This window comes from Pseudomonas sp. B21-041, assembly GCF_024748675.1.
Classification (GTDB): domain Bacteria; phylum Pseudomonadota; class Gammaproteobacteria; order Pseudomonadales; family Pseudomonadaceae; genus Aquipseudomonas; species Aquipseudomonas neuropathica.
In genome coordinates this window covers 2,400,839-2,413,795 of the sequence record NZ_CP087175.1, presented here as the reverse complement: position 1 = coordinate 2,413,795, position 12,957 = coordinate 2,400,839, and the positions used below count along the sequence as shown (strand labels likewise).

At 60.8% G+C, this 12,957-nt stretch carries 11 protein-coding genes; 8 read left to right on the top strand and 3 right to left on the bottom strand.

The features are described from left to right. Window positions 1–71: 71 nt before the first annotated feature. From LOY43_RS10665 to LOY43_RS10655, 3 genes are all read left to right on the top strand, one after another. Window positions 72–1,088 carry an arginine N-succinyltransferase gene (locus tag LOY43_RS10665; RefSeq protein ID WP_095047515.1) on the top strand — a complete coding sequence of 339 codons (1,017 nt, stop codon included), beginning with the start codon at window positions 72–74 and terminating at the stop codon, window positions 1,086–1,088. Window positions 1,089–1,149: 61 nt separating this feature from the next. Continuing rightward, entirely contained in the window at window positions 1,150–2,184 is a 1,035-nt protein-coding gene (gene astA, locus LOY43_RS10660; RefSeq protein WP_095047516.1) for an arginine N-succinyltransferase, read from the top strand. 167 nt (window positions 2,185–2,351) lie between these two features. Then, complete coding sequence (locus tag LOY43_RS10655) at window positions 2,352–3,221, top strand: oxaloacetate decarboxylase (protein WP_007919546.1); 870 nt, start codon at window positions 2,352–2,354, stop codon at window positions 3,219–3,221. A 132-nt stretch (window positions 3,222–3,353) separates the two neighbouring features. On the opposite strand, the gene LOY43_RS10650 is transcribed toward LOY43_RS10655, so the two are convergent. The 3 genes from LOY43_RS10650 to LOY43_RS10640 all read right to left on the bottom strand — a co-directional run bounded on the left by LOY43_RS10650 (window position 3,354) and on the right by LOY43_RS10640 (window position 6,412). Further along, window positions 3,354–3,542: a hypothetical protein gene (locus LOY43_RS10650; protein WP_256587185.1), complete on the bottom strand. Its 189-nt coding sequence runs from the start codon at window positions 3,540–3,542 to the stop codon at window positions 3,354–3,356. 345 nt (window positions 3,543–3,887) lie between these two features. Next, complete coding sequence (locus LOY43_RS10645; RefSeq protein ID WP_095124732.1) at window positions 3,888–5,126, bottom strand: M20/M25/M40 family metallo-hydrolase; 1,239 nt, start codon at window positions 5,124–5,126, stop codon at window positions 3,888–3,890. A gap of 212 nt (window positions 5,127–5,338) precedes the next feature. Continuing rightward, window positions 5,339–6,412 (bottom strand): diguanylate cyclase, encoded by a 1,074-nt coding sequence (locus tag LOY43_RS10640; RefSeq protein ID WP_095047520.1) that lies wholly within the window; start codon window positions 6,410–6,412, stop codon window positions 5,339–5,341. Between the two features lie 177 nt (window positions 6,413–6,589). Here LOY43_RS10640 and LOY43_RS10635 point away from each other — a divergent pair, with 177 nt between their 5' ends. From LOY43_RS10635 to glcF, 5 genes are all read left to right on the top strand, one after another. Beyond that, window positions 6,590–8,044 carry an NAD(P)/FAD-dependent oxidoreductase gene (locus LOY43_RS10635; RefSeq protein ID WP_258709594.1) on the top strand — a complete coding sequence of 485 codons (1,455 nt, stop codon included), beginning with the start codon at window positions 6,590–6,592 and terminating at the stop codon, window positions 8,042–8,044. 21 nt (window positions 8,045–8,065) lie between these two features. Then, a complete protein-coding gene (locus tag LOY43_RS10630; RefSeq protein ID WP_095047522.1) occupies window positions 8,066–8,992 on the top strand; it encodes an alpha/beta fold hydrolase in 927 nt (308 codons plus the stop codon). A gap of 136 nt (window positions 8,993–9,128) precedes the next feature. Beyond that, window positions 9,129–10,628, top strand: coding sequence for a glycolate oxidase subunit GlcD (gene glcD, locus LOY43_RS10625; RefSeq protein ID WP_258709593.1), 1,500 nt, complete (start codon window positions 9,129–9,131; stop codon window positions 10,626–10,628). Further along, complete coding sequence (gene glcE, locus LOY43_RS10620; RefSeq protein WP_258709592.1) at window positions 10,628–11,677, top strand: glycolate oxidase subunit GlcE; 1,050 nt, start codon at window positions 10,628–10,630, stop codon at window positions 11,675–11,677. Before glcD ends, glcE begins: the two co-directional genes overlap by 1 nt. 2 nt (window positions 11,678–11,679) lie before the next feature. Next, window positions 11,680–12,900, top strand: coding sequence for a glycolate oxidase subunit GlcF (glcF, locus tag LOY43_RS10615; RefSeq protein WP_258709591.1), 1,221 nt, complete (start codon window positions 11,680–11,682; stop codon window positions 12,898–12,900). Window positions 12,901–12,957: the final 57 nt, after the last annotated feature.

Here is a 12,957-nt window from a genome sequence, read left to right as displayed (position 1 = left end):
ATCGCGTGGACACCGACAGTGATAGTCAGGTTTGGCGACATCGCCGAACCTTTTGATACAGGAGTACATCCATGCTGGTCTTACGCCCAGTCGAACAGACTGACCTGCCCCAGCTACAACAATTGGCCCGCGACAGTCTGGTGGGCGTAACTTCCCTGCCGGACGACAGCGAACGCCTGCGCGAGAAAATCGCCGGCTCCTGCGCCTCGTTTGACAGCGAAGCGGCATCCCAAGGCCCGGAGAACTACTTCTTCGTGCTGGAAGACCTGGACCGCCAACGGCTGGTCGGCTGCTCGGAGATTCTCGCGACGGCGGGCTTCGACGAGCCGTTCTACAGCCTGCGCAACCGCCATTTCACCAGTGCATCCCGCGAACTGAACATTGAACATGGCGTGCCGGCGCTGTCGCTGTGCCATGACCTCAGCGGCCACACATTGCTGCGTGGTTTTCACATCAATGCCGAACTGGTGCGTACGCCGTTCTCCGAATTGTTGTCCCGTGCGCGCCTGTTGTTCATCGCCGCTCACACGCGGCGCTTTGCCGAAGCGGTGATTACTGAACTGGTCGGCTACAGCGACGAGCAAGGTCATTCGCCGTTCTGGGATGCGCTGGGCAAACACTTCTTCGACCTGCCCTACGCGGAAGCTGAACGCCTGTGCGGGCTGCAGAGCCGCACGTTTCTCGCCGAACTGATGCCGCAATACCCGATTTACGTGCCGATGCTGCCGCAAGCGGCGCAGGACTGTATCGGTCGTATTCACCCGGACGGTCAGGAAGCGTTCGACATCCTTGAGCGTGAGGGTTTCGAAACCAACAGCTACATCGACTTGTTCGACGCCGGCCCGACCCTGTATGCGCGCACCAGCAACATTCGTTCGATCGCCCGCAGCCAGACGGCAACAGTTCAGCAAAAACCCCAAATCGATGCCCGCGGTCGTTATCTGCTGAGCAACGACGCGCTGCACGGCTTCCGGTCGATCATGGCCGAACTCGATTACCAGACCGATCAACCGCTGTCCCTCACCCCTGCAATGTGTGCGGCGCTGAACGTGACCGATGGCAGCCCGATCCGGCTGATTGCCCTGTGAAACCCGTGCGGTTGCGCAGACAACGACAGTGCCCGAACAGGCGCGCAGAAGGAGTTACAGCATGATTGTCCGCCCGGTCAAAGTCAGCGACCTGCCAGCCTTGATGGCGCTGGTGCAACAGGCCGGCCCGGGGTTCACCACCCTGCCGGCCAACGAAGATCGCCTGTCCCACCGGGTCCGTTGGGCGCAACGGGCGTTCGCCGAACAAGTGGAACGAGCCGACGCAGACTATCTGTTTGTGCTCGAAGACGACGACATGCGCGTGGTCGGCGTCAGCGCTCTGGCCGGGGCGGTCGGCCTGCGTGAGCCGTGGTACAACTATCGGGTCGGATTGACGGTGAGTTCGGCGCCGGATCTGGGCATTCAACGGCAGATCCCGACACTGTTTCTCAACAACGAACTCACCGGCCAATCTGAGCTGTGCTCGCTGTTTCTCGGCCATGACCAGCGCCACGGCAGCAATGGCCGCTTGTTGTCACTGGGGCGATTGCTGTTCGTTGCCGAGTTCCCGCACTTGTTCGGCGAGAAGATGATTGCCGAACTGCGCGGCAGTGCCGATGAACACGGTTGTTCGCCGTTCTGGGACAGCCTGGGTCGGCATTTCTTTCAAATGGACTTCAGCCATGCCGACCACTTGTCCGGGCTGGGCAACAAATCGTTCATCGCCGAACTGATGCCGCGCCAGCCGCTGTACACCTGCCTGCTCACCGAACAGGCCCAGGCAGCGATCGGCCAGGCACACCCGAATACCGAACCGGCGCTGAAGATCCTCCAGGCCGAAGGGTTTACCCACAAAGGCTACATCGACATCTTCGACGGCGGCCCGGTGATCGAAGCGCCGGTGCGCAATATCCGCACCGTGCGCGAGAGCGTCGAGCTGGCCCTGAGCCTCGGCAGCCCGGACGAACAGGCGCCACTGTGGCTGATTCACAACCGGCGTCTGGAGAACTGCCGCATCACCGTCGCTCGCGCCCGCAGGGTCGGCAGCAGCCTGGTGATCGACCGCCTCACCGCCAAGCGCCTGCAACTGCAACCGGGCAACTCGGTACGCGCGGTGATGCTGCCCAATCAACAGCAACAGGCGGTGGCGGCCTGACGGTCACCACCGCAAAAAGGTAAATCCTTTCAGCAAAAGGGTCAGCGACAACCTGTCCCTTGCAAATTCGTCATGATCCTTGACCCATTCGCGTGATAGCCTTTTCATTCTTCGGCGTTGACACCTTTGTTCAAGCCTTTCCATTCCTTTGTATTGGTGGAACTCGTATGACCCGGCTTTCCCATCAAGATTTGCGCCGTAACTTCCGTCAACTGCTGGCCTCCGACACCTGCTACCACACCGCGTCGGTGTTCGATCCGATGTCCGCGCGCATCGCTGCTGACCTGGGTTTTGAAGTGGGCATCCTCGGTGGTTCCGTGGCCTCGTTGCAGGTGCTCGGTGCCCCGGACTTTGCCCTGATCACCCTCAGCGAGTTCGCCGAACAGGCCACCCGCATCGGCCGCGTCGCCCAATTACCGGTGATCGCCGACGCCGACCACGGCTACGGCAACGCCCTCAACGTGATGCGCACCATCGTCGAACTGGAACGCGCCGGCGTCGCCGCCCTGACCATCGAAGACACCTTGCTGCCGGCACAATTCGGCCGAAAATCCACCGACCTGATCACCGTTGCCGAAGGCGTCGGCAAGATCCGCGCGGCGCTGGAAGCCCGGGTTGATACGGAAATGGCGATCATCGCCCGTACCAACGCCGGTATTTTGCCGAACCAGGAAATCATCAGCCGCACTCGCCAGTACCAGGCTGCCGGGGCTGACGGCATCTGCATGGTCGGCATTCAGGATTTCGATCAGCTTGAGCAAATCGCCGAACACCTGACCGTACCGCTGATGCTGGTGACCTACGGCAACCCGGCGCTGCGCGACGACAAACGTCTGGCCGAACTCGGTGTACGCGTGACCATTGATGGCCATGGTGCTTACTTTGCGGCGATCAAAGCGACGTATGACAGCTTGCGTGAACAGCGGCAGATCTTTACCCAGGCCTCCGACCTGAGCGCGACCGAGTTGACGCACACCTATACCCAGCCAGAGGAATACATTCTTTGGGCCAAGGAATACATGAGCGTCAAGGAGTGATGGGTTGACCGGGCTGACGCCATCGCTGGCAAGCCAGGCTCCCACAGGTTATGCGGTTCGACATCAATTGATGGTTCAGCACCAAACCCTGTGGGAGCTGGCTTGCCAGCGATGAGGCCTGCCGCTACACCGCTAAACCGGCGTCTTGTAAGCCTCTTCCCGCTGCACCGCCCGCGCCTGAATCACATTCAGAATCGCACAGCCCTCGCGCATCAACAGATGCACCGCGCTGGTCACCCGCGTCAGATCACAATCGGAAATGCCTTTGAGGTTGAGGCTGGCAAAGGTGTCGGCCAGATCGCGCACATCCACCGCAACCAGAGCTTCTGTCGGACTTTTCGGTAGTTTTTGTACGCCGTTCGCGACTTCCACTTTTCCCACAAAAGCCCCTCACCCTAGCCCTCTCCCAGAGGGAGAGGGGACTGATTGGGGGATGCTCTGGATCTACGCCGACGTGAGAGACCCGTTGAATGCGAATTTGCATTCAACTTGATCTGCTGGTTGTCACATGGACCACAAACAACACGGTCAGTCCCCTCTCCCTCTGGGAGAGGGTTAGGGTGAGGGGCCGATTTATCTGGCACCCCGCCGACCTCATCACACCGCAAACCACCTCACCGCGGCTTAATGATCGTTCCCACGCTCCGCGTGGGAACGATCACTACCTCACCGCGGCTTGGCCAACTCCATAATCATCCGCGACAACAAATAAATCCGCGGCGCCACGCTCGCCACTTCGGCGTACTCCTCCGGCGTGTGAATATTGCCGCCGACAATCCCGAAACCATCCAGCGTCGGCGTGCCGACCCCGGCCGACAAACTCGCATCCGCCGCGCCACCACTGCCCTCCTCGGTCAGCTTGCGGCCAATCTCGCCATAAATCCCCTGGGCCATGGCCATCAGGCGATCCGACTCAGGCGTTTGCGGCATCGGTGGCAAGCCGCGTTGTAATGAAGTCTTCACTTCCGTCTCAGCAATCAATTTGTCCTGCGACACCCGTGCCAGATCCTTCTCGATCCGGTCAAACTCCTCCGGCACCGCCGCGCGCACGTCGGCCTTGGCCGTGGCTTGATCGGGAATCACGTTGGTGCGGTCGCCGGCCTTGAGCACGGTGAAGTTGATGGTGGTCTTCTTCGCTTCATCGCCGAGTTTGCCCAGTTGCAGAATCTGGTGCGCCGCTTCCATCGCGGCGTTGCGCCCCAGTTCCGGGGCGACGCCGGCGTGTGCGGCTTTACCCTTGACCTCGACCAGCGCCGTCGCGCTGCCCTTGCGCCACACCACCAGGCCATCAGCCGGGCGTCCCGGCTCAAGGTTGAGGGTCACGTCGTGCTGTTTGGCGGTTTTCTTGATCAGATCGGTGGCGACGTCCGAACCGGTTTCTTCGCTGGCGTCGAGCAGGAAAGTGATTTGCGCGTAGTCCTTGAAGTCGAGGTTTTTCAGGACTTTCAGCGCATAGATCCCGGCGACGATGCCGCCCTTGTCATCCATCACCCCCGGCCCGTAAGCGCGGCCGTCCTTGATGTGGAACGGCCGCTCGGCTGCCGAACCTTCCTTGAACACCGTGTCCATATGCGCCATCAGGAGGATTTTCGCCTTGCCGGTGCCCTTGAGCGTTGCGAGTACATGGTTGGATTTTTCCGGCGTATTGGGCACCAGTTCGATGGTGGCGCCGAGTTTTTTCAACTCATCGATGGCGATGTCGCTGACTTGCTTGAGGCCCGGTTCATAGCCGGAACCGGAGTCGATATTGACCAGCCGTTCCAGCAATTTCAGCGCTTCGGGTTGATATTGCTCGGCATCAGCGAGCACTTGTTTGTGCGGTTCGGCAAAGGCGTGGGCAGCGGAGAAAGTGAGAGACAGGCCGAGGCTAGCGGCCAGCAGGGAGCGAGAAAATGAGCACGTCATGAAGCGATCCTTGTTTCGCGTCGGGGGGATTTAACCGTACCCGACATCGGCGCGAGGCTCTACACCGAATGCGACCTCTCCCTGACCACCACCGAACACGTGTAGGAGCTGCCGAAGGCTGCGATCTTTTGATCTTGCTTTTGATTTAGAAAGACCAAAGTCAAAAGATCGCAGCCTTCGGCAGCTCCTACAGGGGATGTGGGGTATAGCGGTCAAACCGAATCCAGTAACGTCTGCCGGGACTTGTCATCGCAATTGCAGATCACCCGGTTACGCCCGCTGGCCTTGGCCTCGTACAACGCCTGATCGGCATCATTGAGCCAGCGTGTTGCGTCGGCATGCGCCGGATCGTACGCCGCCAGGCCGATGCTCAAGCTGACCTTCAACGCCGGATTCTGCTCATAACCCAGAATCGCGAAGCGCTCACGCAACGCTTCCATCGCCTGCGCGGCGTTGAACAGCGGCAGATCCGGCAAAATCACGCAGAACTCATCACCGCCGTAACGCCCGGCAACGTCAGTCGCCCGCAGGTTTTGTTTAAGTAACTTGCTCAACTGGCGCAACACGATGTCGCCCGCGACATGGCCGTAGGTGTCGTTGATCGCCTTGAAGTGATCGATGTCGATCAGCGCAATCGCCGCACCCTGCTTCTGCCGCTTGCAGCGCTGAAAAGCGATCTCCAGTTGATCCTTCCAGGCGCCATGATTGAGCAACCCGGTCAGGCTGTCGGTGCGGCTCAAGGCGAGCAATTCGCGTTTATGCAAGCCAAGCGTGTAGGCCTGACGAAAGCAGATCCAGCCCAGCGCCAAGGGGTATAGCAGCAGAAGCGGGAAACAGGCATACATTTGTGCAGGTGTGGTTTGCGGAATGAATGCCGGAGCAAACACCACCAGCCCGACGCCGACCCCGAGCAACTGCGCCGCAGAGCCTGCCAATAGAAAGCGTGAACCACCAATAGCGACGTTGTTCATCGCCATCATCGAAATGGTCGTGGCAGTGGGCAGCGGATTGAAATGCATGGCGGCAAGCCAAAAGCCGCCGAAAAAGGCGTCGATCAACAGATTGCGGTGTTCAGCGTGGTAAGGAACCCGGGCGCGGCGCGCCCATTGAAACGCCAGATGCGGCCAGACCAAGCCATTGAAGAACATCAACGCCCAGACCCAGAGCGGCGGATCGAGCGAATACATCGCCACGCTCACGCACACAAGCCCCAGAATCAACCCGAGGATGCGCGATGTATAAAGCCTCCTGGCCAATGAAAGTCCCTTTCCTCCGGTATTTCCCATAAGGACCTCGATCACGCACACCGCAGGACGGATGTGCTGGAAGTCTAACAGGGCGACGTTAAATAGCCATCACCGGCCAGCGGGCTGAATAGCGCGACATCAGGGCCGCGCACAGTGCAAATATTTGGCTATACATGAAAGGAGCAAAATGGAAAAAAAACTATAAGAAGGAGACCCATGCACACCTATCACGTGTTGATCATCGGCAGCGGTTTTGGCGGTCAATGTGCTGCGGTCAACCTGCTCAAGGCCGGGATCGACGATTTTCGCCTGCTGGAGCGACGGGACTTCTTTGGCGGCACCTGGTGCCAGAACACCTACCCCGGCGCGGCGGTGGACGTGCCGTCGCCGCTGTATTCGCTGTCGTTCGCGCCGTACCGCTGGTCGCAGATGTTCGCCGGACAAGCCGAGTTGCAGCGTTACACCGAGCATGTCATCGAGCAGTTCGGTTTGCGTGACCGCGTTGAGCTGGAGGCCAATGTCGAGCGCGTCGAATGGGACGACACGGAAAAACGCTGGGCTGTGCACACCGCCAGCAAAGGCACCTTTTATGCGCAGTTCCTGATCAATGCCACCGGACCATTGAGCCAACCGGTCATCCCACACTTTCCCGGCCAGGATCGCTTTCAAGGCAAGACGTTTCATACGAACAACTGGGATCACAGCTACGACTACCGCGCTAAACGCGTGGCCATCGTCGGCAGCGGCGCGAGTGCGGTGCAAGTGATTCCGACCATTGCGCCGCAGGTCGAGCAATTGCACGTGTTTCAGCGCACGCCACACTGGGTGCTGCCCCGCGCCGATCGTCAGTTCGGACCGCTGCAACGCTGGCTGCTTGGCCGCAAACCCGCCTACAAACTGTTGCGCTGGCTGATTTACTGGCAATTCGAAACCCGCGTCATCGCGTTCAAATACTCGAAAGCGGCGATTCACATGGTCCAGCAGCACGCCCTGCGCTTTCTCAAACGCCAAGTGCCAGACCCAGTGCTGCGAGAAAAACTCACCCCGGACTTCACCATTGGCTGCAAACGGGTGCTGGTGTCCAGCACCTATTACCCGGCGCTGAACCGTTCCAACGTCGCCTTGCATACGCGCGAGCAAGGCATTGCGTCCATCGACGAAACCGGGATCAACACCGAGGACGGCCAGCACATCGATGTTGATCTGATTATCTGGTCGACCGGGTACGACGCCACCGACGGGGTGATTTCCTACCCGGTCAGCGGAAAAAACGCCGTGCAACTCAGAGATGTCTGGGCGCAATACCCGCGCGCCTATCTGGGCACCAGTCTGCCGGACTTTCCCAACCTGTTTATCGTCACCGGCCCCAACACCGGCATCGGCCACACCTCGGCGCTGTTCATCATCGAGTCGCAGATGAACTACATCCTCGACTGCATCCGCACCGTGCAGGCGAAGGGTCTGCGCAGCATCGAAGTGCGCCCCGAAGCGGAACGTACCTACACTGAGATGATTCATCGGGAAATGGAGCGCACGGTCTGGAAGTCCGGCGGCTGCCACAGTTGGTATCAAAGCAAGAGCGGTCATGTGATCGCGATGTTTCCCGGCTTCAGTTTCAGCTACCACCGCTTGACCCGAGCGCTGAAACCGGCCGACCACATTCTGTCCTGAACACGTAAAAGGAAGACGTCGATGCTTTTGCTGTTTGTCGCCCTCGCGGTTTTCGTGGCCTGGAGCTGGTTGAGTTATCCGGCGGTTGGTCATTGGCTGTACGACCTGAACATGGCCATCGAGGCCAAGTTGTACAAATTGCACAAGATCGAAGTGCCGATTGCCGAGATGACCGTCTCGACTTGGCAGGGCGGGCCGTATGAAGCGGCCAGCGCGATTCTGATGCTGCATGGCTACAGCGCCGACAAGAACCTGTGGCTGCGCTTTTCCCGGCACTTCGTGCGCCAGTATCGGGTGATCATCCCGGACCTCGCCGGCCATGGTGAAACCGGCTTCAAGGCGGGCGGCGGCTACGACATTCCGTTGCAGGCCAAGCGCATGATCCAGTTGCTCGACGTTTGCGGCGTGGAGAAAGTCCACGTAATCGGCAACTCGATGGGCGGCTACATCGCCGCGTGGCTGGCGGCGACGTATCCCGACCGGATCGCCTCGGTGGCATTGATCGACCCGGCGGGCGTCACCGCGCCTGAGGCCAGCGACATGGAGCGGCATCTGGCGCGCGGGCATAACCCGTTTCTGATCAATTCGCGGGAAGAGTTCCAGCAGTTCTACGCGATGACCATGGCCACGCCGCCATGGGTACCCAAATTGGTGCTGGACGCCATCGCCCAGCGCTACGAACAACAACGCGATGAACTGGAAGAGATCTTCCGCGATTTTCGCGCCAGCCCGCCGATGGAGCCGAAACTGGCCGACATCAAGTGCCCGGCGCTGTTGCTCTGGGGGCGCAAGGATCGGCTGATCGACGTCAGCAGCGTGCCGGTGTGGAGCAAGGGCATCGCCAATTTGCGTGTGGATGTCTGGGATCACGTCGGGCACATGCCGATGGTTGAACAGCCGGGGAATACTGCGCGCCTGTATCGCGAGTTTCTGGGAAGCCAAAGATGACAATGCACTCTTCCCCTGATCGTTCCCACGCTCTGCGTGGTAATGCATCAAGGGACGCTCCGCGTCCAGTGACGCGGAGCGTCACGGGCTGCATTCCCACGCAGAGCGTGGGAACGATCAAGTGTAAGGGCTTGAGATGAACATTCTTTATGACGAACGCCTCGACGGCCCGTTGCCGCAGGTGAACAAGGCCGAATTCCTCAAGTCATTGCAGCAAACGCTGCCAGATCTCGACATTTTGTGGCGCGAGGAAGAACTCAAACCCTACGAATGCGACGGTCTCTCCGCCTACCGCACCACGCCGATGCTGGTCGCCCTGCCCCGACGAATTGAGCAAGTGCAAACCCTGCTCAAACTCTGCCATGAGAAAAACGTCCCGGTGGTTGCCCGTGGTGCCGGCACCGGGTTGTCCGGCGGCGCCTTGCCGCTGGAACAGGGCCTGCTGCTGGTGATGGCGCGCTTCAATAATATCCTGCACATCGACCCGGCCGCGCGCACCGCGCGGGTTCAACCGGGGGTGCGCAATCTGGCGATCTCCCAGGCAGCGGCGCCTTTCGGCCTGTATTACGCGCCAGATCCATCCTCGCAGATCGCCTGTTCGATCGGCGGCAACGTCGCCGAAAATGCCGGCGGCGTGCATTGTCTCAAGTACGGTTTGACCGTGCACAACCTGCTGAAAATCGAAGTGCTGACCATCGAAGGCGAACGCCTGACCCTCGGTTCGGACGCGCTCGATTCAGCGGGTTTCGATCTGCTCGCGTTGTTCACCGGTTCCGAAGGCCTGCTGGGGATCATCACCGAAGTCACGGTCAAACTGCTGCCCAAACCGCAAGTCGCGAAAGTCCTGCTGGCCAGTTTCGATTCCGTGGAAAAGGCCGGCCGCGCGGTCGCCGAAATCATCGCGGCGGGGATCATTCCCGGCGGCCTGGAGATGATGGACAACCTCGCCATTCGCGCCGCTGAAGATTTCATCCACGCCGGTTACCCGGTCGATGCCGAGGCGATTCTGTTGTGCGAACTCGATGGCGTCGAGGCCGATGTCCACGACGACTGCCAACGGGTGCGCGAGGTCATGACCGAGGCCGGCGCCACCGAAGTGCGTCAGGCCCGCGACGAAGCCGAGCGCGTGCGCTTCTGGGCCGGGCGCAAAAATGCTTTCCCGGCCATCGGCCGTTTGTCGCCGGACTATTACTGCATGGACGGCACCATCCCGCGCCGCGAATTACCCGGCGTCCTGCAAGGCATCGCCCGCCTCGGTGAAGAATACGGTTTGCGCGTGGCCAACGTGTTCCATGCCGGCGACGGCAATATGCACCCGCTGATTCTGTTCGACGCCAATCAACCGGGCGAGCTGCACCGCGCCGAAGCCTTGGGCGGCAAGATCCTTGAACTGTGCGTGCAGGTCGGCGGCAGCATCACCGGCGAACACGGCGTCGGCCGCGAGAAAATCAACCAGATGTGCGCGCAGTTCAACAGTGACGAACTGAGCCTGTTTCATGCAGTAAAAGCCGCGTTCGACCCACAAGGCCTGCTGAATCCCGGCAAGAACATTCCGACCCTGCACCGCTGCGCCGAATTCGGCGCCATGCATATTCACGCCGGGCAATTGCCGTTCCCCGAACTGGAGCGTTTCTGATGGCCGACGTCGATGCCGCCAGCGCCCTGCTCGATCAGGTCAACGAGGCCCGGGCCAATGCCACGCCGCTGAAAATTCAGGGTGGCAACAGCAAAGCGTTCCTCGGCCGCGAGGTCGCCGGTGAAGTGCTCGACACCCGCGCCCATTGCGGCATCGTCCGTTACGAGCCGACCGAACTGGTGGTCACGGCGCGCGCCGGCACACCGTTGTCCGAGCTCCTCGCGGCGCTGGACGCTGCTGGACAAATGCTGCCGTGCGAACCGCCGGCATTCAGTGAAGGCGCGACTGTCGGCGGCATGATCGCCACCGGGTTGTCCGGGCCACGACGACCGTGGTCTGGCTCCGTGCGCGACTTCGTCCTTGGCACGCGGGTGATCACTGGCCTTGGGCAGCACCTGCGTTTTGGCGGCGAAGTGATGAAAAACGTCGCCGGTTACGACCTGTCGCGGCTGATGGCCGGCAGTTACGGCTGCCTCGGCGTGCTCACCGAAGTGTCGCTGAAAGTCCTGCCGAAACCGCGCCAGTGCCTGAGCATTCGTCTCGATATGGAATGCGCGCTGGCGCTGACGAAACTCGCCGAATGGGGTCAACAACCGTTGCCGATCAGTGCCGCGTGCCACGATGGCCAGAGCCTGTATCTGCGTCTTGAGGGCGGCGAAGGCTCGGTGACGGCGGCGCATCAACGCCTCGGTGGTGAGCCGTTGGATTCAGGGTTCTGGCGGGATCTGAATGAGCAGCGTCTTGCGTTTTTCAACGAAGGTTTGCCGCTGTGGCGCTTGTCGTTGCCGAACAATCTCGGGCCACTGGATCTGCCCGGCGAGCAACTGATCGACTGGGCCGGTGCACAACGCTGGCTGAAATCCGACGTCGAGCACATGCATATTCTTGCTCAGGAACTCGGCGGCCATGCCACCTGCTTTACCCACGGTGCCAACTCTTCGCCGTTCCAGCCGCTGGCCTGGACACTGCTGCGCTATCACCGACAACTGAAGGCGCAACTCGACCCGCAAGGGCTGTTCAACCCCGGGCGCATGTACGCGGAGTTCTAGCCATGCAAACCACCCTCAGCGAACAGTCACTGCAACTGCCCCGTGCCGCCGAAGCGGAAAAAATCCTCCGCACCTGCGTGCATTGTGGCTTTTGCAACGCGACCTGTCCGACCTATCAGTTGCTCGGTGATGAACTCGATGGCCCGCGCGGGCGCATCTACCTGATCAAACAAGTGCTCGAAGGCGCACCTGCGACGGCGCAGACGCAACTGCACCTGGACCGCTGCCTGTCGTGCCGCAACTGCGAAACCACCTGCCCGTCCGGCGTCGACTATCACAACCTGCTCGACATTGGCCGCGCGGTGGTCGATCACGCGGTGCCGCGTCCGGCGGCGCAGCGCCTGTTACGTGAGGGCTTGCGCGCATTGGCGCCTAATCCGGGATTGTTCAAAGGCTTGTTGCGGGTGGGCACGACGTTTCGGCCGCTGTTGCCGCGCTTGCTTGAAAGCAAATTGCCGCAGCACTTGCCGGTTAACGGCTCGCGCCCTGCCCCTCGGCATGCCCGGCGGGTGTTGTTGCTTGAAGGCTGCGTACAACCGGGGTTGTCGCCAAATACCAATGACGCCACGGCGCGGGTGCTGGATCGTTTGGGCATCAGTGTCACCCCGGTGGCCGAGGCCGGGTGTTGCGGCGCGCTGGACTATCACCTCGACGCGCAAGCCAAAGGCCTCGATCGCGCCCGGCAGAATATCGATGCCTGGTGGCCACACCTGCAAAACGGTGCCGAAGCACTTGTGCAGACCGCCAGCGGTTGCGGCGCATTCATCAAGGATTACGGGCATTTGCTGGAAGACGATCCGGTGTATGCGGCCAAGGCCAGGGAAATCAGCGAGCACACGCTGGATCTGGTGCAGATACTCGCGCAAGAACCGCTGGAGCAGATCTGCGCCGCCACTGAACGGCGGATTGCCGTGCATTGCCCGTGCACCTTGCAGCACGCGTTGAAACTGGGCGGCGCGGTTGAAGCTGTGCTGACCCGCCTCGGTTTCAATCTCACCGCCGTGCCTGACGGCCATTTGTGCTGCGGCTCGGCGGGTACGTATTCGTTAACGCAACCGGTGCTGGCCCGGCAACTGCGCGATAACCGCCTTAACGCGCTGGAAAGCGGTCGCCCCGAGCTGATCGTCACCTCCAACGTCGGCTGTCAGAGCCATCTGGCCAGCGCCGGACGCACGCGGGTGATGCACTGGATCGAACTGGTGGATCAGTCGTTGGCAGAATGAAGTTCGTAGGATTCTTCGTTTGCCCGCGTGCGAGAAGGCTGCGATCTTTTCCCTCAT

Bases quoted from the DNA above. Each gene is read 5' to 3' on its own strand.
- LOY43_RS10665 (WP_095047515.1), top strand. From the start codon at position 72: ATGCTGGTCTTACGCCCAGTCGAACAGACTGACCTGCCCCAGCTACAA.
- astA (WP_095047516.1), top strand. From the start codon at position 1,150: ATGATTGTCCGCCCGGTCAAAGTCAGCGACCTGCCAGCCTTGATGGCG.
- LOY43_RS10655 (WP_007919546.1), top strand. From the start codon at position 2,352: ATGACCCGGCTTTCCCATCAAGATTTGCGCCGTAACTTCCGTCAACTG.
- LOY43_RS10645 (WP_095124732.1), bottom strand. From the start codon at position 5,126: ATGACGTGCTCATTTTCTCGCTCCCTGCTGGCCGCTAGCCTCGGCCTG.
- LOY43_RS10640 (WP_095047520.1), bottom strand. From the start codon at position 6,412: ATGGGAAATACCGGAGGAAAGGGACTTTCATTGGCCAGGAGGCTTTAT.
- LOY43_RS10635 (WP_258709594.1), top strand. From the start codon at position 6,590: ATGCACACCTATCACGTGTTGATCATCGGCAGCGGTTTTGGCGGTCAA.
- LOY43_RS10630 (WP_095047522.1), top strand. From the start codon at position 8,066: ATGCTTTTGCTGTTTGTCGCCCTCGCGGTTTTCGTGGCCTGGAGCTGG.
- glcD (WP_258709593.1), top strand. From the start codon at position 9,129: ATGAACATTCTTTATGACGAACGCCTCGACGGCCCGTTGCCGCAGGTG.
- glcE (WP_258709592.1), top strand. From the start codon at position 10,628: ATGGCCGACGTCGATGCCGCCAGCGCCCTGCTCGATCAGGTCAACGAG.
- glcF (WP_258709591.1), top strand. From the start codon at position 11,680: ATGCAAACCACCCTCAGCGAACAGTCACTGCAACTGCCCCGTGCCGCC.